Raw genomic sequence first — 19,107 nt, 5'->3', positions numbered from 1 at the left:
ATGCTTTTTTCAAAGTTTCCTATAAAACCGAGGAGGGATTTATTCATATGGTAAATCAAGATCTGAAAATATTTGAGGAATTAGAATCAAATGTTCGAAGTTATGTAAGAAGCTTCCCAACTGTTTTCAAAAAAGCAAAAGGGTATAAAATGTGGGATATAAATGGTAAGGAGTATATCGACTTTTTTTCTGGAGCAGGCGCGCTAAATTACGGACATAACGATGAGAAAATGAAGCAAAAGCTTGTTGAATACATCATGTCAGATGGGATTACTCATTCTCTAGACATGGCTACTGAAGCAAAAGCTACCTTCTTAGAGAAATTTAATGAAGTCATTTTAAAGCCACGTAACATGGATTATAAAGTAATGTTCCCTGGCCCTACTGGAACAAACACTGTCGAAAGTGCGTTAAAGCTTGCAAGAAAAGTAACTGGGCGTACAAACGTTATTTCGTTTACAAATGGCTTCCATGGAATGACTATTGGTTCATTATCAGTTACTGGTAATTCTGCTAAACGAAAAGGCGCTGGTATCCCTCTACAACATGTAGTAACTATGCCTTATGATAGTTTCGTTAGTGAAAAGCTCGACACCGTGGAGTATCTCGAACGCTTTTTAGAAGATAACGGCAGTGGTGTTGAAATTCCCGCCGCAATGATCCTCGAGACAGTCCAAGGTGAAGGTGGTATTAATGCCGCGAAATTCGAGTGGCTACAACGTGTTGAAGCAGTTTGTAAACGTTGGGGTATTTTACTTATTATTGATGATGTGCAAGCTGGCGTAGGTAGAACTGGTACCTTCTTCTCTTTTGAAAAAGCAGGGATCAAACCTGATATTGTTTGTCTATCAAAATCAATTAGTGGCTACGGCTTACCATTAGCTCTAACTTTAATTAAACCTGATCTAGACATCTGGGATCCAGGTGAACATAACGGCACATTCCGTGGCAATAATCCCGCCTTTATTACAGCGACTGAGGCATTAACGTATTGGGCAGATGAAAATTTCGAAAAAGATATTGCTGAAAAATCAGCTAAAATTACTGCATTTTTAAATAAGATGGTTGCTGATTACCCTGAGTTAAATGGCGAAGTAAAAGGTCGTGGCTTTATGCAAGGAATAAGCACGCCTATTGAAGGCCTAGCTAGTGAAATAGCTGCAAAAGCCTTTGAACAAGGACTAATTATGGAAACAGCTGGACCTGAAGATGAAGTATTTAAGCTTTTCCCTCCATTGACAATTAGTCATGAAGGATTAGAAAAAGGCTTTAAAGTAATCGAAGAAAGCGTCCGTAGTTTAGTTTCTTCAAAACAATTAGTAGCCAATTTATAAGAAATGCAGTTGCAGGCTAATAAAATAGATTATATAAATTCATAAAAAACATCGGCGTGCGCCTAGACTTTAGGCGTCCCCCGTCTATACTTATCCATTTTCCAAGGAGGAATCGTTAAATGAAAGTTGTGAAACTAGAAGATATCATAGGAACTGATCAAGAAATAAAAGGTGAAAACTGGACTAGTCGTAGACTTCTACTAGCTCGTGACGGCATGGGTTACTCTGTTCATGACACAATTATTAAAGCAGGCACTGAAACACATATTTGGTATCAAAATCACCTTGAAGCTGTTTACTGCATCGAAGGAGAAGGTGAAGTAGAGACGTTAAGTGACAACAAGGTTCACCCTATTACAACTAACTCTATTTATGCTTTAGATAAACATGATGAGCATTTATTACGTGCAAAAACAAATATGCGCATGGTATGTGTGTTTAATCCACCAATCACCGGACGCGAAATTCATGACGAAAATGGCGTATATCCGTTGGTCGAAGAAACAAAAAAATAATAATGTCCGCGCTTTAGACCCAAGGCGGATTTAAAAGAAAGGAGTTTGCTTATGATTAGGGCATACTCCTTTCTTTATTGTTTATCATTGTTAATATTTGTTTAAGAATGATTGCTACATTCGTATGCCTTGAGTAAATGACCGGCAACTCAGCTTCGTTTGCAAATTCTTTAATTGACCACATACAGCTATGGGAAATGTGTTGTGTCAAAACAACGAGAAAATCACTCTCTCGCAATATACTGACCGCATTAGGGTTTTTCATGGATTCGCACGATAAGATTTTACATGGATAGACCTCTTCCTCCGTCTCATATCCTTGAATATCACCAAAAATACCAACCGTTTTGCCACTAAGTGGTGAAAAGTCCGTTACTACTCCTTCTGAGCTTTGGAGGATAACTTCGTCTTCCTTGACTACCTCCTCTTCTTCTTGCTCTCCCACTCTTTCTCGTAAGTCTCTCACTTCTTCCTGCAGCTCGTTAACCAATCCCTTTAACTCTTTAATTTTCTGCGCCTGCCTTGCAATTAATAACTCGTCGCCAGTTGCATTTAACTGCTCTTCAAGACGACTATTTTGCTGTCGGAGTTTTTCATTTTTATTTTCTAAATCGGCTATTGTCCTTTTTTGCGCTTCAACCGTTTGTTGAATTTTACTATTTGTAGCAGTTGCCATTGCTAACTCTTTTTGAGTTTTTTCTAGTAGATGGCGCAGCTCTTTTTGAAAATGGCCTTTGTTTGTTAATCGTAAGATCGCTTCATCTTTTAAAAATGAGAAATAACCTGTTAAAGGGAAAGAGACTAACAAATACGTTAAAAGACTTTCTCCAATCATTTTCTCAAATTTTTGAGCGTCCCACTTTAAGTAATGAATTTGCGGAATGAGTTTTAACTGGACGAAATAATCAACAATCAAGAAAAAGAGGTATTTCTTAATTTCTTCTGATTCTTCTTGGGCAAGAGATTTTATCTCCTTCTTAATCCACTTTGTAATCAATTTCCGCTCATTTTTCCCCTTGTAAACAAAGCGCCGCGGTCTTTGTGGTGCCAATGAAAGATACCCATCTTCAAATGTCCGCAAAATATCCAGTACTTCCTGATGATCCATTTCGTCGATAATTTGTTCAAAGTGTACCGTAAAGTATGTATAAGCTTTCTGAAAAAAATCGTCTTTTTGCCGCTTCCAGAGCTTGTTTTGCTTTGCTAGCTGGTGTTCAAGTTCGATCTGCTCTTTGAAAGTCCTAGTCACCGCGAAATGGTTAGGCTCATCAATAATGACCGGTACTTCCTCACTACCAACCATCATTTTCTTTTTTCCTGAAAAAAAACTATCCTCAATCGAACTATGACTTTTTATTGCAATAAATGTTGGTAAGTATGTGGTATTACAACAATAAAGTGAAGGTAATTCAAAAAGATGCCCATAAAACATAATCCACGGTGTTGTGTTTTCCGCAAAGTTTTCTACTTTTTGCGCCCTCGCTTCGACTGTCTTTCCACAATGAATACATTTATGTGATGCAATTAATTCAATTTCAATCATCTCGGTTGACACCACCTGCACATCTATTTTTTGTTAGGAAAAAAGTTGGGACTAATCATTTGATTATCATATTCCTTATGAAAAATATGAGTCGTTGCAGGTGAAACAGGTGGGATCAACCATGTCCAATCACCAGTTAATTCACGAGCTTTTTGTGCCTCTTTTTCCTCAAACTTTCTAAACTGAGCTGCAGCAGTATGATGATCGACAATACTTACTCCCGCTTCCTTGAATGAATACAACACCGCCACATTAAGTTCGACAAGTGCTTTATCTTTCCAAAGACTACTTGCTTGCCTTGTATCAAGCCCCATAATCGACGCTACTTTTGGTAGCATATTATAACGGGTTTCATCGGCGAAGTTCCGGGCACCAATTTCAGTTCCCATATACCAACCATTAAACGGTGCTGCTGTATAATGAATACCACCAATCTCGAGCATCATTTCTGAGACAATTGGGGTGCTATACCATTTTAGTTGCAAATCTTTAAATGCTTCAATTGTTGGATGAACGATCGGCACTTCTAAGACAATCTCTTTTGGTATTTCAAACCATTGCGGCTGCTTCCCATTTGCTTCAACTACAATTGGCAAAAGGTCAAAATCGGTTCCTTCCCCCCTCCAACCCATTTCCATGCAAAGCTTAGTAAACGGGACTGATGCAGGGTCGCCTAACATGCCCAACTCTGTTTCATAACCAGCATAGCGAAGTAAAGAATAATTAAAAATTCGAATATAATCGGTATCTGATTTTTTCGGTTTAAAGATTGTTATAGTCGGAACGATCTTTCCATCATTTGTTCCAATTTCAATATGTCGAAACATTGCTTCGGCGACTTCTTTTTCTTGTTCAAGTTCCCTTTCATCAATTACCTGTAACGTTTCCCAAAATAGTCTACCAATACAACGATTGCTGTTGCGCCAAGCCATTTTCGCACCATACTCTAACTCTTCAAATGTATGTTCATAATAGCCATTAAGCAATAGTTCATTTTTTATTGCTGCAATTCTCAACGTTGCTTCTTGCTCGCTTTTATTTAACTCTTGATAGCATACTCTAATAAATTGCTCTGCTTGTTTATCTAACATTTCTTTGTTGTAATACACATTTTTCGACCTCTCTTAAAGGGAAATCCCCTTATTATTATATAATAGGTTGGTAATTCTGTCCGAATTTCGGGAATATGATTTATAATAAACATAGATATAGGAGGTGCGATGATGTTACGTTTTGCAATAAACTTTCTGTCGTTGAGCTTCGTTGTTCTCAATAACTATTTAGCAAATGCCTTACCTTTTAACAACCTTACAACGGGAGAAATTGCCAACCGCTTGACTGTTCTATTTACACCCGCAGGATATGTATTTAGTATTTGGGGTCTCATTTATTTTCTATTATTTATATGGGTACTTCGCAGCTTACCTAAAAAACGTCAAGACCTACCACTCTACAAGAAGGCAACACCTCTTTTTGTCTTAACCTGCTTTTTAAATAGCTTTTGGCTTTTCCTCTGGCATTATGAATATTTTGTTTTATCAGTTGTAGTTATGATCGCTTTCCTTGTGACATTGATCTTCCTTTACAAAACTGTAAAATCAGTATCAACTAGCTTTAGTGATTTGCTTCCTTTTTCCGTTTACTTAGGGTGGATTAGTGTTGCAACAATCGCAAACATTAGCTATGTCCTTGTCGATGTTGGCTGGGATCGGTTTGGATTCTCCGATATTTTTTGGACAATATCAATGCTTATTGTTGCTACAGTACTAGCTATTTTCTTTAGGGTCAAAGAAAATGATTTTGTTTATCCACTAGTTTTTGTTTGGGCATTCATTGGCATAGCAGTGAAAAATTTAGCCGTTGTTCCAATCGTAGCATACGCTGCATTTATTCTTGCATCATTTATTTTCGTTTGGGCATTGTTTGGACGCCGTAATCAGTACACAATCTTATTTTTCAAAAAATAGAAAAGCCATGGCGAGCAAGCTCACAAGCGAAGTGAACTTGCTCGTTTTCTATATTTACATAAATGAGTGAATTTCATAATTACCTTAATCGAGTTATATCAAACTAAATGTAGTTGCGAATGGTTTTAACGCAACTACATTTAGAACTTAGTAGCGAAAATATTGAATTATGAAATTCATTAAAATAATTGTATGAGAGGCGCTATTAAGTCAAAAAATATCATTAATAAAAAACAAGAGGTGTTTACCTTCAAACTTAAAGTAATGACCTATAATATTAGGCATGGGCGGGGGCTAGATGGAAAAGTAAATATACAACGGATTGCGGATGTAATTATTAAAGAGGATATTGACATTGTCGGATTAAACGAAGTCGATCAAGTCTTTTCTAGACGCAGTAATTATTTGGACCAAGGACGTTGGCTTGCGAATGAACTGCAGATGAATTTTGCATTTGGACCGGCTTTATCGTTAAGATCCGGGCAATATGGAAATGCCATCTTCAGTCGTTTCCCATTGACCAAACATAAAAATCATCTGTTCAAATTAATACCACCAATCGCTGAACCACGCGCAATTTTGGAGGCTGCAATCTCTATTGAAAATATCAGTATAATTGTAATCACTAGCCATTTCAGCATTCAGCCATTTTTGCATCGTAGGCAACTCGACTTCTGTCTAAACTATCCTAATTCACCATGTATATTAATGGGGGACTTAAATCGTGGACCACGCTCTAGTACTTATCGAAAACTATCAGAAAAATATATTGACTGTAGCGCACATCGTCCTTTTCCAACATTTCCTGCTAGAAAGCCACGGTCAAGATTAGATTATATTTTTACAAGTAAGCACTTTGAGATCATAAAGACCGATGTCATTCAATCAACTGCTTCTGATCACCTCCCTGTAATGACAACAGTAAAAGTGCAACTATAATCAAGACGTTCCTTTACAACTGCTTTTTATAGGGGACATTTTGATGCCCTATTTTGTCTAAGCATAAATGGATAGAATATCTGCCATCCTATAGATGAAATGATACCGCGATGAAGGAGTGAAACTATATGACGAACAATAAAAAACGAGCAAATCACAACAACGGCAGCCAAAAAGGTAATACTAATAATGAAGCTGTTAATACAGAAAACATCCTTTCACAAGAAGAACTTGAAAAAGCTATCTCTCCAACAGGACGCCAAAATTCAAAGCAATAAGGTCTCCGCTAACTAGTAAGTAAAATTCTACATTACAGAATCACCAAATAATGCTCGGAAAGCTCTTTGCTTATTTTCTCAGAAAGAAAAGCACCCTAGGAAAGACTTTATTAAAGTCTTCTCGTTAGGGTGCTTTTTATTGATTTGCCTTTTTATGTGTCTAACGATTTATCATGAGACAAATTCTAGTCACTGAAGAATAGTATCCTTCTATTCGAGTTAGTTTATTAGCTAACTTTAATCTTTCTTTGATCAGTGTCTAAAAGATCTTCTCGGTACGAATTGACAAGCTTGTATTCAGCCGTATCGGTCCACATCTCATCCTTCAATGGATTGAAGCGATACTTCACAATTCTGTATACCTGCCACACTGCAAGACCAACATTAAGCGCCAAGCTCAGTATCGCAAGTGTCCAGTTTGCTGCAGGGTTATAGCTTACACTAACGTTAAAAGTGCTTCCTAAAGCAAAGAAGTATGGGAATGTCATGACCCACATCATCCAAAATGATAATGTTTGAGCACGATTTTGCATCCAAGTTCCTTTTGCCCATAAAAGAGCAGGAACAGTTGCTGCTATATTCAAGGCTACGCCAGAGTAAAATGCGTTACCCGGAGCACAAGAGTATACGTATGCGATATTCCAAACCCCGTATGCTATGACCCATAAACGAGTCTGATCTGGCCACACCATATCTTTACGCTTACCACTTGTTGCGAAAATACCAAACCAACCGCAAATTAATAAAATATTTAGAATACCTGCAACTCCGTTGACGTAGTTCCAACCACCTGAGATATAGCGCATCCCATCAACAACACCCTCGAAGCCAACGAATCCAACCTGGAATTCACGTATAACCGCTTCCAAAATATTAATAGCCAAAATGGCTGGGACAAGCGTCAAGTACCATTTATGCTTCTTATGGTAATTGGTGAAACGGATTACCATATAAATAAGACTTCCAGCAAGGGCTGAGTAGACTTTAACCCATGTAAACCAAGAGGTAATTTCATTGCTACCCTTTAATAACCAAATTGGCGTAAGGATTACCGGTATAATCATAAACAAGATAATGCTTCCCCATTTACTTGCACGAGCTACCTCATTCAATCCGATAAGTATACCAAAAACTACGAACCACATCACTACATTATACCAGGGTATTGATTCAAAAAAGAACATATTGACCGACTCCTCTTCATCAAATTCTTTTGGTTTTCTGTAAATAATCGATATTTAGAGATTGATAAATAAACGAACAAGAACATAGTTTTATAAACAGCTGCAGTTAAGCAACTTTAATAAGAGATGACGATTATCTACGTCTTCCGTTGATTTAGTAATTCTTTTTAAAACATAACGAACGTTCGGTTTGTCTATGTGATTATCTTAACAAAGTTTTGAAATCAAGTCAAGTAGAGATTAATGGGATTTCTCTGATAATTCGACAAGAAATCCAAGTAGTTTTTTCACCACAAAAAAAGCGAGGATGCCCCAAAAGCTAAGCAATAGTTCACCTCAGCCACGATATCTAGCGTTTCGCTTAAATAGATACCGTACTTAACTGAGGTGAGCTGTCACTTCAGGGACACCCTCGTTTTAAATAATCTAGATCATGAATTTTCCGGAAAACCGTCGAAATATTGTAACCTTTTTTCTCGTTTAAATCGAGACTTATGAATTTTAATAATATAGTAGCTTCTTCTTTTCACTTAACAAAACTCTTTATATAGTACATTCTCACTTTCACTTATAATTATCTATTAAATAGATCGACTCCATAATATGAAGTTACCGTAATTGCAATTGTCCATATCGCTAAACTAATCGTCGTCCACACTAACGTCGAATGTCTTTTGGCACCTAAGGATATTGCAATGACAACGGCCAAGTGTGCTCCTGTAAGAAATGGACCCGCTAGCGATAAACCAGGGAGACCATATTTATTCCAAATTTCAACAGCTCGTTTTGTCCGTTTCTTTTCTTTTTTTGGTTGCTTTTTTGCTCGCCACTGTTGGAACTTATCAAAAAAGAGGATAAGCAAGTATACTGTAGATAAATTTCCTAAAAAAGATAATAGTCCAACTAAAATCGGATTTAATCCATTAATAATACCAATCGGGATAATAATTAAGATTTCAATCCATGGGATAGCTGCCAAAATAAAAATAACGATATACTCCCATAATGATAATAGAAACTCCATATAAGCCTCCTAAAGCTGAGATAATTTTAATTTTAACGTAAAGTGCTACGAGAATCTAATGAAGGGTACTTTTCTATCGTTACATCCAAACCTCTACTTTCCACAGGTTCCAGGAATTTGATCGATCACAATAAAGTTTAATGTTTGATCGTTCTCAATGTAGGTTAATTGTTTGAGGCTTCTCAGTATGGTCTAAAGTGTTGGATCGTTCTCAGTGAAGTTTAAATAAGACCTACCAGAAATATGATAGGCCCTCAGTCGCTATTTACGTCTTTTAAGCTCCTCAACTAAGTTTCTTCCTAACTTCTCGAGTCGCTCTTGGAGATTATCATCACGCAAAGAGCCGTCTTTGTCAAAGGCCTCATATGCGGCTGGAATCGTTGGGCTTTGTGGTAACGCCCAGGCATGGAGATTACGGCAAATTTGGTGAAGCGTATTGACTGTGTTAGCAGCACCTAATTTACTGCCAGCCGTAGCTATGATCGCCGCCAATTTGCCACTCATCTCCCTTGCACCAACGTAATCAAGAGCATTTTTCAAAACACCTGAAACACTGCCATGATACTCAGGTGAAGCAAGGATTATTCCATCAGCTGAAGCTATTTTGTTAATGAAATCCTTAACGACTACTGGATAATCCTCTTTATCTAGATCACCTTCATAAATAGGTAACTTCACTTCAGCAAAGTGAATGATTTCAACAGCAATTCCATGCTTCTCTATTTCTTTGACAACAATTTCAGTTGCTTTTCGCGTCGTCGAACTCTTCCTCGTGCTTCCTACTAATGCAACTATTTTCATGTAAACACCTCTTTATTTATCTGATTACATTCATTTTAACGAATCGAGGCTGTCCGATACAACTAATAGACATTAATAAAACTGCCCCCAATCGTTAGGTTTTCTCTAACAATCGGGGGCAGTTCAATACTACCTGGAATGAGTGTTTTTAAACTAATTAAAGGAAAGCCAAAATTCACCTTTCGTATCAATGATTTCGATAATTTCAGAAAATGGAATTTTAAAGGTAGGAAACCCGGCTGCATAAGGGCCAATTTCATATGGAAAAAAGTAAATATAAAGGGCATTTTCATCGACATAAAAAGGCTGATTTTCTGTAATACCTTGGTAAGCACCTGGAAAAACATAATCGTACTGCCGATCAGTTTCAATCATTTCCTCAATAATCGAACTCAGTCTTGCAATATAATGACTGTCTTTTTTAAATAGGTCACCAAGTTCATAGAAGCGGCCACTAATCATGTTAAGGTTTACGTAGGTTTTCATTGGCATGCCGTGGGCAGCACCAAAGTAATATTCATACCCGAATAATTCAATAACTAGCAAATGTTTCTTGAAAAAACTAACGTTAAAATCCCCAGTGTAGGTATATTCAAGTTGTTCTGTCGGGTCAATTTCTTTTACATTTGAAAGCTGTTTTAGCTTCTCGTTAACATTTACTTCTGCTTTTTGATTTTTGATGCCATCTACATGCGGATAAAATACTAGAAAATCTTTATTCGGTTCATATTTCTTTTCAAGGACCCGATAACGATTTGTTAGCGGAATAATTGTATTTTGTCTCCAGACTATTTTTCCTTTCCGATCAAAATAAGCAATTCTAGTATTTTTCATCGCTCTAACTAGTCTGTTTATTAACGCAACGCTGTCTGCTCCGATAACTACCGGCAGACCTCTTGCACGATTACCGGAACGATCAATAAAAAAAGCCTTGTTTGCTTGACTGCTAGAAGCAATTCCTTGGTCAAATTGTGATATGTGATCATAAATAAACTCTGTTATCAACTCACCTTTCCAGTTAGCAATGGCATACAGAGAACCAATATAAGGTTTAGACCGATCAATTGCTTTACCAACAGCGACACGATTTTCGCCCAAAGTTATTACGTCATTGTAAATCGGTTCAATGATGTACCGTCCTGCTCTATCAATTAGACCATACTTATTTTGAATGTCGTCTGCTTCATTTACAACCGCTCTCCCACTTTCAAAAGACTGAGCAGTACTAAACCGCGGTTGGATAATGACATTACCCTTTAGATCAATATATCCAAACTTTTCTTGTGGACCGGTTCGAAAGGACAACATACCCTCGCCATAATTGCCTACAAAGTAATAATTGTAACGACTCACCACATTGCCCATTCTATCTATTAAAGCAAAATGGTTATCGGCCATTTTCACTACTGCTAAACCATCTTTAAAATCAGTAGCCGATTCAAATTGTAACTCAATCGCAACATCGCCATCTTTATTTAAGTAACCGTAGCGAAAGTTCCCATAGGTATCTATATCAGAAAACATGGCTCGACCTTCTTGAAACATACTAATATAGTTGAACGGTCTTTTTGTTAATAAATCGCCTTGTTCATTAATAACATGAAATCCACCTTCAAAAACAACTGCAGCCCTACTTTCTGAAAAATCAATTGTGGACTCAAACTTAAATGGGATAATTACATTGCCACAACGATCAATAGAACCATATTTCCCAGCTTTCTCTGCTGTTGCTAAGCCATTTTTCTGAAAATCAAGGGCATAACAAAAATCAGGTTGAATTTCAAATTCACCCTTTTCGTTTATATACCCCCATTTTGTACCGTCCATTGTTTTCAACGAAGCTGGATAGACATATTCATTCCCCATACTCTTTATCTCCTAAGATTAGTTTTCTGTAGTATATGGTTAATTTATTAGGGGTGTGCCTAAATTATGTTTTTTAAGTTTAATAGTTTAACAATTTGGTAACAATAGTAGTAACAATAATTTTAGGGAGCTGATTTTAATGAGTTTATACGAATATATAAATACGATTAATGAAATGTTAGAGCAATCAAAAGAGGACACATGTGAAATGAATTTATATTTAAGTGAATTAGAAGAACTGTTTCTTGAATAGTCTAGTTTTTTAATTGCAAAAATTTATAGACAAATTCCCAATTCTTTCGTTCATGCATAGCTTATGGTTGTGTCGTTAAGAACGAAGGGAGAGGAAATTATGTATCCACATTTTCAACCGGTGAACAGAGTAGCACAGGATGCTGCGATGTATGATTTACTTGCTAATTACTATAAGTATCTAGACCCACAAAAACATATTCATTATTATCAACTTCATTTTATGTGTATGCAACAGCTTTGCCAAATGCAAGATTATAGTTTTAGAAATACCCAAAACCCTACACCTAGTGGGGCACCTGCAAAGGTTCGAGTACTTCATGCTTCTCCAGGCGCACCTGCAGTTGATATTTATATTAATGGCAATAAGACATTTGAAAACGTCACTTATTATCAAATTAGCCCTTATTTAGAAGTACCTGCTGGTTCTTATCGAGTAGAGGTCTATCCTACTGGGCAAAAGAACACCCCAGTTTTAACTGAAAATGTCGAGGTTCGTTCAGGTCGAAGTTATACGGTAGCTGCTGCTGGAAGACTTGCTGATATTCGATTAATTGCAGTTATGGACACAAGAAAAATGGTACCAAATAAAGCAAAAGTCCGCTTCTGGCATTTATCTCCAAATGCTCCTGCTGTAGATATAGCAGTTCAAGGTGGCGATGTCCTGTTTAGCAATGTATCTTTTGGTAGAGCTGCAGACTATCTAGAAGTAGATCCAGGAAGGGTTACTCTTGAAGTTCGTGTTGCTGGAACAGATAATGTCGTTTTAACTTTGCGTGACATAAATTTAAAAGCAAATGAAGCTTACTCAATTACAGCATTTGGTCTTGTTGACGGCACACCACGCTTAGAAGCGCTAATTTTACAACCATAGTCATATTTTTAAATGAAAAGCTACCAATTAGCTGAACTCCACTTGTTTGATAAGACTGGCAAGTGCAAGTTTATAATTGGTAGCTTTCTTTTGTTTTGAGTTTCTGCGCCAAATTTGGTTACTTGTGGGCTTTTTTCTGTGCTAAAACTATTTCACTAACCCATGCTTGAACGCATAAATAACTGCTTGCGTCCGATCGTGGACTTCGAGCTTTCCTAAAATATTGCTGACGTGAACCTTCACCGTTTTTAGGGCGATAAAAACTTCATCGGCAATCTCTTGATTTGTTTTCCCTTCGGCAAGAAGCAGTAAAATCTCCATTTCCCGTTCTGTCAATTGTTCATGTGGTAGGTCGACTTTCTTTTGACGCATTTTTGTCATCATTTTCCCTGTCACTTCTGGCTCTAGGATCGTTTGCCCAGCGTATGTCGCTCTGACAGCATTGGCAATTTCACTCGCTTTTGATGTCTTTAGCATATAGCTTGTTGCTCCTGCTTCTAGTGCCGGGTAGACTTTTTCATCATCAAGAAAGCTCGTCACAATGATTACCTTTGCCTCTGGCCACGCCTCAACAATTCTTCTCGTTGCTTCAATCCCATCCATTTCCTTCATCACTAAGTCCATTAAGATGATGTCCGGGCGGAGCTGTAAGGCTAGTTCTACTCCACGAGCACCATTATCAGCTTCACCGACAACTTCAATATCCGGCTGTGCAGATAAATATGCGGTAACACCGATCCTTACCATTTCATGATCATCAACAAATACTACTTTTATCAAACTAGTCACCCACCATTAATGGAACCTTCACTTCTAATCTAGTTCCTTTATTTTTTAGACTTACTACCTTCAGTGCACCACCAATTTCCTTCGCACGTTCATGCATGTTTTGCAATCCATAGGACCCTGCTTTTTCTACGCTAACATCAAAGCCAACACCATCATCTGCAATTCGTAAAATAATTAAGTCGTCACGGTTAATAAGAAGTACTTCTAGGCTAGTCGCTTTTGAATGACGTAATGTATTTGAGACTGATTCCTGCAAAATTCGAAAGAGATGATCTTCGACACCTTTTTCTAACGGTACCGCTTCAATTTTCCATGAAATCTCCATCCGTACCTTTTGCGATAGTTCACTTAAAAGTTCTTGCATTCCTTCTTGAAGAGACTTCCCTTTTAGCGGTACAGGTCGCAAATGTAATAAGAGTGCTCTCATCTCAAGCTGTGATTGATGGATCATTTCTTCTACTAGTTTTAATTGCTTAGCTTCGTGGGCATCCTCTTCCTGCTTCGTTTCGGTTATTGCAGACATTAGCATTGACGCAGCGAATAACTGTTGGCTAACCGAATCATGAAGTTCCCTAGCAAGACGGTTCCGCTCTTGTGAGATGATTTTTTGAACAACTTTTTCTTGATCAATCGCTTTTTCACTCGCAAGCTTTTGTGCTGTTTTGACTTGTTCAGCCATTTGTTTTTGAATCGTTTTCACCTTGTTGAACACTGGTTTGAGCTCATCAGGATAAGCTGCTCGTTCCTCTTCAAGTAACCTACCTTGCTCTAGCTGTTGCAGAGCATCTTCAATCATTTCTAACTGTTTTTTATAGGTCGAGCTACTCGAAAGACCAAAAATAATTCCAGAAGCAATCGCGACTCCAGGAATAAAAAAGAATACCGGTAAATCGATAATTTTCGCTTCTAGTAAAAAGCTCCAATTTTCCACTGGAAAAACTGTAATATATATAACGGTAAACAAAGTAAAAAGAATTAGAGAAAACAAGATACTCCAGATCAATTGTCTCTGAACCGACCTCATATTCTTTTCACCTCTAATCTACCAATTCCCATCGAAGTTATTATTTTAATTTTTTGTAAAGCAATATCATAATTGTCCGTTCGATAAATTAAATTTTGATTAAAGAGTTTTTCATTCGCCTCATCAAAAATGATCGTTGTTCCCGTTAATGCTGAATGCGATACGCTTACTTCTATATCATACGGAACGAGAATTTGAATATTACCAATAAAATTCCGAATCGAAATAACGGCTTCACCTTTTGGCAATACCGTATTACTTATATCAATTCTTGTGTCGCCAATACCTGTTTGAATATTTACATCATGCCATTCATAAATATCGTCAGGGGTTCTTTGGCGGCCATAAAACATATTTTTCAAGAGATGCTGTGGCCTAATCATCCTAGTGCCACTATTAACTAAATCCTTAATCACTGGCTCAATTAAAACTGGACGACTTCTTGACTTATAAAAATAAAGAAGTACATAAGCAACGACTGCAAAAATCAAAAATTTAAATACGAGCATATCAATCGCTGTAAAAAATAAAACTAAGCAACCTAGCCCAAAAATTAATTTCCCAGAAGAGCTATGTAGCCTCTTACCTCCAAAATAAAGCAACACACCTGAAAAAATCACCGAAAAAACTAACCCCTGATTAAAAAAGGTAATTTCAATGACGAGAAGAAGTAGTCCTATTAAAATGGTCCAGCTAATATAATCTGTTTTGTTATGATTATCCATAAAGGTCTCTCCTCGGTTAATGTGTTTAAGGGGCTGACACTCTAGTAATGTCAACCCACTGTTATTAGTTTTACTATTTAAAACTATATCATGTTTTTACTGAGAAATAGAACGACTTTCCTGATTTTTTAATTCTTTTTCTAGTTGGGCAATTCGGCTATCGATCGTATTGCGATGATATTGAGAGTTCGCTTGATGCTCTAAACGATCAAGATAACGATCCATTTCATCAAAACGTGAGCCTACACTTCCTGTATAACTATTGTTGTCAAGCATTTGATTCATGCGATGGTTCGCACGGGTCATGTTTTCACGTCCCATTAATTCCATTCGTTTAATATGCATATCTTTAAGCTTATGTTTCATTTCTTCGTATTTTTGCTCAAGTTCGTAAAGGTGTGAAGTCGCTTGATCTAGCGAAAGCTTTAAACGGCTAGCGCGTTCTTCGTAGTGAGTTTGTTCTTGGATGGCAAATTGCATTAATTCAGTTTCACCAGCTTTTGCTGCAATATCTACTTGGTATTTACGTTTATCAGCTAGCTGACGCGCCTCATGATACTCACGCGTGAACTCTTCCTTTAATAAATATTGTCTTTCCACTAACTTTCTAACCTTTTCAACTTCTTTTTCACAATCTCTTAAATATTGATTTAAAACTGAAATTGGATTTTTTTGTTCCTTTTCGTCTAGCATTTCATGAACGTCAGCTGCAATTGTGTTTTTAATTCTCGTAAATAAGTTACTCATTTTCATTCGCTCCTTTTAGTTAAGTTTTTTAAAATAATTAGAAGTTTCTTTTCAATTGGGCCCATTCTTTTTCAAAATTGACGAATGGATCTTTAGACTCTGCTTTGTCTTCAAAAGTAATTTCCTTCTCTTCATTCCACTTTTTGTAGACAAAGTAGAGAACGACAGCTGCCATAATACCGGCTAGTGCAGGAACATTTGAAACTGTTATTGAAAACAAGATTAGCCCCAGAATTGCCCACCCAACTTTACTCGATGATGTGTCAGCCTTCATAAAACCTTTAAATGCGTAGTAAAGAATAGCTATACTAATGGCGAACATCGCAATCGGTCCTACGTTGGCGATAAGGATGATGGCAGCAATACCACCTAAAATAAACAATCCAAATTTTTTCATGTTAACTCCTCCCTTCTTATGACTCTATCTTACCTAGATTTGAAACTTCTCATAATGAGCCTCAGGTGTATTTTTAGTAAGACTTGAGGCGTACTAGTTTCTAAGTATTGGTTGGTTAACATGAAGGCATGGACAATTCGTAACGATATTCACAAACTGTGCGAAATGATGCGTATGTTGCTTAAACCCAGTCATAAATTGTCTGACCTAGTGCATAATTCGCAGCTGAGACGTAGAGGTAATCCTCAGTTGGTATTACCCCTTTCTGTAAAGTAGATTTGCTCAGTAAATCGCCTGAATAAACAAGCAGAAAAAGGAGTAGCCACCATAACGGTGACTACTCCTTTTTGCTTCGTATTAACTTACATTATCTTTATTTTTCTGCTTATACTCATTCGTCCAGTAGTCGGCATTTTTAATACCTAGCTTTTCTGGATCGAACACAGGGTCAAGACCTTGTTTCTTTTGGGCTTCATAATCCTTTAAGGCTGCTAATGCTGGTTTTGCTAACATTAAAATAGCTATTAGGTTAAGCCAAACCATCAGCCCTAAACCGACATCACCCAGATCCCAAACTAAACCAGATTCTCTAATTGCCCCAAGGAACGTTGCTCCAAGTAAAACTACTTTTAAAATAAACATTGCGATCTTAGGATCTTTTCCACGAGTTAAATACGCAATATTTGTCTCTGCCATATAATAATATGCCATAATTGTAGTAAAGGCGAAGAAGAACAGCGCAATTGCTACAAACCCTGAACCAAAACCTGGCATCACCGATTCAATCGCTGCTTGTGTATAACCTGCACCCGGTTCAACACCAGGTAAGTTGTTAACAATATACGAGTCATCGGCAGCTTTTGTATTATACATTCCTGTAATTAAAATCATGAACGCAGTTGCTGAACAAATAAATAATGTGTCAATGTATACAGAAAATGCTTGAACTAAACCTTGCTTTGCTGGATGCGAAACTTCGGCAGCAGCTGCAGCATGAGGACCAGTTCCTTGCCCTGCTTCATTTGAGAATACACCACGTTTTACTCCCCACATTACTGCTAACCCTAACATTCCCCCAAAGGCTGATTCTAAAGCGAATGCACTTTTTACAATAAGCATAAATACTTCTGGAAGTTGCGAAATATTCATCGAAATGATGATAACCGCTACGAAAATATAAGCAAGTGCCATAAACGGTACGACATATTGAGCAACCGTTGCAATCCTTTTTACTCCACCAAAAATGATAATACCAATTAAAACTATTAAAAGAAGTCCAGTAACCCATTTTTCAACACCAAATGCATTGTCTAAACCTGCAGCAATCGAATCTGATTGAATTCCAGGCATTAATAAACTCATGGCAAGAATAGCTGAAAAAGCAAAAATAATCGCAAACCATTTCCAACCAATCCCTTTTTCAATGTAGTAGGCTGGTCCCCCACGATATTGCCCGTCTTGGTTTACTTTATAAATCTGCGCTAATGTAGACTCGATGAATGCACTACCAGCTCCGATAAATGCAATTGTCCACATCCAAAAAATAGCTCCAGGTCCACCAAAGGCGATAGCTGTAGCTGTACCTGCAATGTTCCCTGTTCCTACCCTACCTGAGAGTGCAATCGATAAAGCTTGGAAAGAAGAAACCCCTTCTTTTGAGCTTTTCCCTTGAAACATAAGTACTACCATTTCTTTAATATGTCTTACTTGAAGAAAACGCGTTAAAACGGTAAATAATAGTCCAACTGCCAAAATGAAATAAATAACTGGTGTACTCCATAAAACACTATTTAACCAATCTACCACTAAATTCATGGAAACCCCTCCTTTTTTAAAAACTTATATTTCGAATTATAATTTGAATTCAGAAAATTTACAATCCTTTAATTTGGTAATTTGAAAAAGAAATTTTTCGACCTGGACACTTCATACTTTCGACAATTGGGTAAATAGGACACCCCTAACTAGGTTTGTCAGTACATCCATAACAAAAACACATTCTTTCCGTATAAATGCCTGCTTAATGAAAGGCAATTTATCGAAAGAATGTGCTTTTTTTACAGTGACTTTTCGTAAATATTAATGAGAAAATGTTTTTTGTCCCGAGAAAGTGCAATTTTGTTATACCCGTTACGTTCCCAAAAAAGGTTTCCACGTTTATTTTGAACTTGTGCACAGAGTCTAATTTTATCTATTGATTGCATTTGTCGTAGCTTCTCTTCAAATAATTGATAACTCTTATAGCCAGTGCCACTTTTTTGATAGTTTTTATGAATAATAAATAAACTTAACCAACAGTAGCGATCGTAAGGATTGCCAAGAATATAATAAATTAACCCAATACAATCTTCTGCCTGTTTAATATAATAAAAGCTTGCGCCCAAAACACTGTTCTCAAAAATTTCATTGATGATTTGCTCTCTAGTTAGTACCAACTTCCCTTCCGCATGATGAAGAAAATACTGATCAGAATTTAAAATGTCCTCCTGAATAATTAGGCTTTCCTCTGCAAGAGGATCATCCATTGCTTCTAAATATAACATTCGTTTCACCCTCTTTTGGCTAGACTCGCTTCCTAACAGCATATGATCTAACTAAAGAGGGTGTTCTCATTATGGTCACCTTTTTCGGGCTGCCATTGCTGTCTAATTAGTAACCCACATTCTACCAATATCACTTTTTCGGGATCCATTGCTACCTATTAGTGACCCACTTTTTCCAATAGCTACTTTTTCGGGATCCATTGCTACCTATTAGTGACCCACTTTTTCCAATAGCTACTTTTTCGGGATCCATTGCTACCTATTAGTGACCCACTTTTTCCAATAGCTACTTTTTCGGGATCCAT

General features: G+C 37.1%; 19 protein-coding genes. 6 read left to right on the top strand and 13 right to left on the bottom strand.

Annotation, left to right across the window (positions count from 1 at the left end; translation table 11 throughout):
* Positions 1-47 precede the first annotated feature (47 nt).
* Both ectB and ACK4M9_RS19030 read left to right on the top strand, forming a co-directional pair.
* On the top strand, positions 48-1,334 hold the full coding sequence (ectB, locus tag ACK4M9_RS19035) for a diaminobutyrate--2-oxoglutarate transaminase (RefSeq protein WP_409854102.1): 1,287 nt from the start codon (positions 48-50) through the stop codon (positions 1,332-1,334).
* A 119-nt stretch (positions 1,335-1,453) separates the two neighbouring features.
* Entirely contained in the window at positions 1,454-1,849 is a 396-nt protein-coding gene (locus ACK4M9_RS19030; protein ID WP_409854099.1) for an ectoine synthase, read from the top strand.
* Positions 1,850-1,904: 55 nt separating this feature from the next.
* Here the strand turns inward: ACK4M9_RS19030 and ACK4M9_RS19025 are convergent, their stop codons facing one another.
* Together ACK4M9_RS19025 and ACK4M9_RS19020 are read right to left on the bottom strand one after the other, a co-directional pair.
* Positions 1,905-3,392 carry a hypothetical protein gene (locus ACK4M9_RS19025; protein WP_409854097.1) on the bottom strand — a complete coding sequence of 496 codons (1,488 nt, stop codon included), beginning with the start codon at positions 3,390-3,392 and terminating at the stop codon, positions 1,905-1,907.
* A 23-nt stretch (positions 3,393-3,415) separates the two neighbouring features.
* Positions 3,416-4,483, bottom strand: a complete 1,068-nt coding sequence (locus tag ACK4M9_RS19020) for a nitric oxide synthase oxygenase (protein ID WP_409854221.1) — start codon at positions 4,481-4,483, stop codon at positions 3,416-3,418.
* A 129-nt stretch (positions 4,484-4,612) separates the two neighbouring features.
* Between ACK4M9_RS19020 and ACK4M9_RS19015 the strand changes: the two genes are divergently transcribed.
* The 3 genes from ACK4M9_RS19015 to ACK4M9_RS19005 all read left to right on the top strand — a co-directional run bounded on the left by ACK4M9_RS19015 (position 4,613) and on the right by ACK4M9_RS19005 (position 6,576).
* Complete coding sequence (locus ACK4M9_RS19015) at positions 4,613-5,359, top strand: TspO/MBR family protein (protein ID WP_409854094.1); 747 nt, start codon at positions 4,613-4,615, stop codon at positions 5,357-5,359.
* Between the two features lie 264 nt (positions 5,360-5,623).
* Entirely contained in the window at positions 5,624-6,298 is a 675-nt protein-coding gene (locus ACK4M9_RS19010; protein ID WP_409854091.1) for an endonuclease/exonuclease/phosphatase family protein, read from the top strand.
* Positions 6,299-6,426: 128 nt separating this feature from the next.
* The gene (locus tag ACK4M9_RS19005) at positions 6,427-6,576 is read left to right on the top strand and encodes a hypothetical protein (protein ID WP_409854088.1); all 150 of its coding nucleotides are present in this window, start codon (positions 6,427-6,429) and stop codon (positions 6,574-6,576) included.
* Positions 6,577-6,803: 227 nt separating this feature from the next.
* Here the strand turns inward: ACK4M9_RS19005 and ACK4M9_RS19000 are convergent, their stop codons facing one another.
* The 4 genes from ACK4M9_RS19000 to ACK4M9_RS18985 all read right to left on the bottom strand — a co-directional run bounded on the left by ACK4M9_RS19000 (position 6,804) and on the right by ACK4M9_RS18985 (position 11,451).
* Complete coding sequence (locus ACK4M9_RS19000) at positions 6,804-7,760, bottom strand: DUF5692 family protein (RefSeq protein ID WP_409854085.1); 957 nt, start codon at positions 7,758-7,760, stop codon at positions 6,804-6,806.
* 574 nt (positions 7,761-8,334) lie between these two features.
* A complete protein-coding gene (locus ACK4M9_RS18995; protein ID WP_409854083.1) occupies positions 8,335-8,784 on the bottom strand; it encodes a small multi-drug export protein in 450 nt (149 codons plus the stop codon).
* Between the two features lie 261 nt (positions 8,785-9,045).
* Positions 9,046-9,585, bottom strand: coding sequence for an NADPH-dependent FMN reductase (locus ACK4M9_RS18990; RefSeq protein WP_409854080.1), 540 nt, complete (start codon positions 9,583-9,585; stop codon positions 9,046-9,048).
* A gap of 153 nt (positions 9,586-9,738) precedes the next feature.
* The gene (locus tag ACK4M9_RS18985; RefSeq protein WP_409854077.1) at positions 9,739-11,451 is read right to left on the bottom strand and encodes a WG repeat-containing protein; all 1,713 of its coding nucleotides are present in this window, start codon (positions 11,449-11,451) and stop codon (positions 9,739-9,741) included.
* Between the two features lie 352 nt (positions 11,452-11,803).
* On the opposite strand from ACK4M9_RS18985, the gene ACK4M9_RS18980 reads away from it, so the two are divergent.
* Positions 11,804-12,577: a DUF4397 domain-containing protein gene (locus ACK4M9_RS18980; RefSeq protein WP_409854074.1), complete on the top strand. Its 774-nt coding sequence runs from the start codon at positions 11,804-11,806 to the stop codon at positions 12,575-12,577.
* 147 nt (positions 12,578-12,724) lie between these two features.
* On the opposite strand, the gene ACK4M9_RS18975 is transcribed toward ACK4M9_RS18980, so the two are convergent.
* From ACK4M9_RS18975 to ACK4M9_RS18945, 7 genes are all read right to left on the bottom strand, one after another.
* Complete coding sequence (locus ACK4M9_RS18975; RefSeq protein ID WP_409854072.1) at positions 12,725-13,357, bottom strand: response regulator; 633 nt, start codon at positions 13,355-13,357, stop codon at positions 12,725-12,727.
* A gap of 1 nt (position 13,358) precedes the next feature.
* Entirely contained in the window at positions 13,359-14,390 is a 1,032-nt protein-coding gene (locus ACK4M9_RS18970; protein WP_409854069.1) for a histidine kinase, read from the bottom strand.
* The gene (gene liaF / locus ACK4M9_RS18965; RefSeq protein WP_409854067.1) at positions 14,387-15,115 is read right to left on the bottom strand and encodes a cell wall-active antibiotics response protein LiaF; all 729 of its coding nucleotides are present in this window, start codon (positions 15,113-15,115) and stop codon (positions 14,387-14,389) included. Before liaF ends, ACK4M9_RS18970 begins: the two co-directional genes overlap by 4 nt.
* A 96-nt stretch (positions 15,116-15,211) precedes the next feature.
* Positions 15,212-15,862, bottom strand: coding sequence for a PspA/IM30 family protein (locus tag ACK4M9_RS18960; protein WP_409854066.1), 651 nt, complete (start codon positions 15,860-15,862; stop codon positions 15,212-15,214).
* Positions 15,863-15,899: 37 nt separating this feature from the next.
* Positions 15,900-16,259, bottom strand: coding sequence for a lmo0954 family membrane protein (locus ACK4M9_RS18955; RefSeq protein WP_409854063.1), 360 nt, complete (start codon positions 16,257-16,259; stop codon positions 15,900-15,902).
* Between the two features lie 357 nt (positions 16,260-16,616).
* Complete coding sequence (locus ACK4M9_RS18950; protein WP_409854060.1) at positions 16,617-18,074, bottom strand: alanine/glycine:cation symporter family protein; 1,458 nt, start codon at positions 18,072-18,074, stop codon at positions 16,617-16,619.
* Positions 18,075-18,316: 242 nt separating this feature from the next.
* Positions 18,317-18,802 carry a GNAT family N-acetyltransferase gene (locus ACK4M9_RS18945; protein WP_409854057.1) on the bottom strand — a complete coding sequence of 162 codons (486 nt, stop codon included), beginning with the start codon at positions 18,800-18,802 and terminating at the stop codon, positions 18,317-18,319.
* Positions 18,803-19,107: the final 305 nt, after the last annotated feature.

Origin of the sequence: Anaerobacillus sp. (genome assembly GCF_046314235.1) — a bacterium.
Lineage (GTDB): Bacteria > Bacillota > Bacilli > Bacillales > Anaerobacillaceae > Anaerobacillus.
Note: the sequence above shows the minus strand (reverse complement) of the source record. Positions and strands in the feature narration are given on the sequence as shown.

What these genes read in the sequence shown, in the direction of transcription:
- ectB (WP_409854102.1), top strand. Translation starts at nt 48, where the DNA reads ATGGTAAATCAAGATCTGAAAATATTTGAGGAATTAGAATCAAATGTT.
- ACK4M9_RS19015 (WP_409854094.1), top strand. Translation starts at nt 4,613, where the DNA reads ATGATGTTACGTTTTGCAATAAACTTTCTGTCGTTGAGCTTCGTTGTT.
- ACK4M9_RS19025 (WP_409854097.1), bottom strand. Translation starts at nt 3,392, where the DNA reads ATGATTGAAATTGAATTAATTGCATCACATAAATGTATTCATTGTGGA.
- ACK4M9_RS18990 (WP_409854080.1), bottom strand. Translation starts at nt 9,585, where the DNA reads ATGAAAATAGTTGCATTAGTAGGAAGCACGAGGAAGAGTTCGACGACG.
- ACK4M9_RS18955 (WP_409854063.1), bottom strand. Translation starts at nt 16,259, where the DNA reads ATGAAAAAATTTGGATTGTTTATTTTAGGTGGTATTGCTGCCATCATC.
- ACK4M9_RS18945 (WP_409854057.1), bottom strand. Translation starts at nt 18,802, where the DNA reads ATGTTATATTTAGAAGCAATGGATGATCCTCTTGCAGAGGAAAGCCTA.
- ACK4M9_RS18985 (WP_409854077.1), bottom strand. Translation starts at nt 11,451, where the DNA reads ATGGGGAATGAATATGTCTATCCAGCTTCGTTGAAAACAATGGACGGT.
- ACK4M9_RS19000 (WP_409854085.1), bottom strand. Translation starts at nt 7,760, where the DNA reads ATGTTCTTTTTTGAATCAATACCCTGGTATAATGTAGTGATGTGGTTC.
- ACK4M9_RS19030 (WP_409854099.1), top strand. Translation starts at nt 1,454, where the DNA reads ATGAAAGTTGTGAAACTAGAAGATATCATAGGAACTGATCAAGAAATA.
- ACK4M9_RS18970 (WP_409854069.1), bottom strand. Translation starts at nt 14,390, where the DNA reads ATGAGGTCGGTTCAGAGACAATTGATCTGGAGTATCTTGTTTTCTCTA.
- ACK4M9_RS18960 (WP_409854066.1), bottom strand. Translation starts at nt 15,862, where the DNA reads ATGAGTAACTTATTTACGAGAATTAAAAACACAATTGCAGCTGACGTT.
- ACK4M9_RS18950 (WP_409854060.1), bottom strand. Translation starts at nt 18,074, where the DNA reads ATGAATTTAGTGGTAGATTGGTTAAATAGTGTTTTATGGAGTACACCA.
- ACK4M9_RS18995 (WP_409854083.1), bottom strand. Translation starts at nt 8,784, where the DNA reads ATGGAGTTTCTATTATCATTATGGGAGTATATCGTTATTTTTATTTTG.
- ACK4M9_RS18980 (WP_409854074.1), top strand. Translation starts at nt 11,804, where the DNA reads ATGTATCCACATTTTCAACCGGTGAACAGAGTAGCACAGGATGCTGCG.
- ACK4M9_RS19020 (WP_409854221.1), bottom strand. Translation starts at nt 4,483, where the DNA reads ATGTTAGATAAACAAGCAGAGCAATTTATTAGAGTATGCTATCAAGAG.
- liaF (WP_409854067.1), bottom strand. Translation starts at nt 15,115, where the DNA reads ATGGATAATCATAACAAAACAGATTATATTAGCTGGACCATTTTAATA.
- ACK4M9_RS19010 (WP_409854091.1), top strand. Translation starts at nt 5,624, where the DNA reads ATGACCTATAATATTAGGCATGGGCGGGGGCTAGATGGAAAAGTAAAT.
- ACK4M9_RS19005 (WP_409854088.1), top strand. Translation starts at nt 6,427, where the DNA reads ATGACGAACAATAAAAAACGAGCAAATCACAACAACGGCAGCCAAAAA.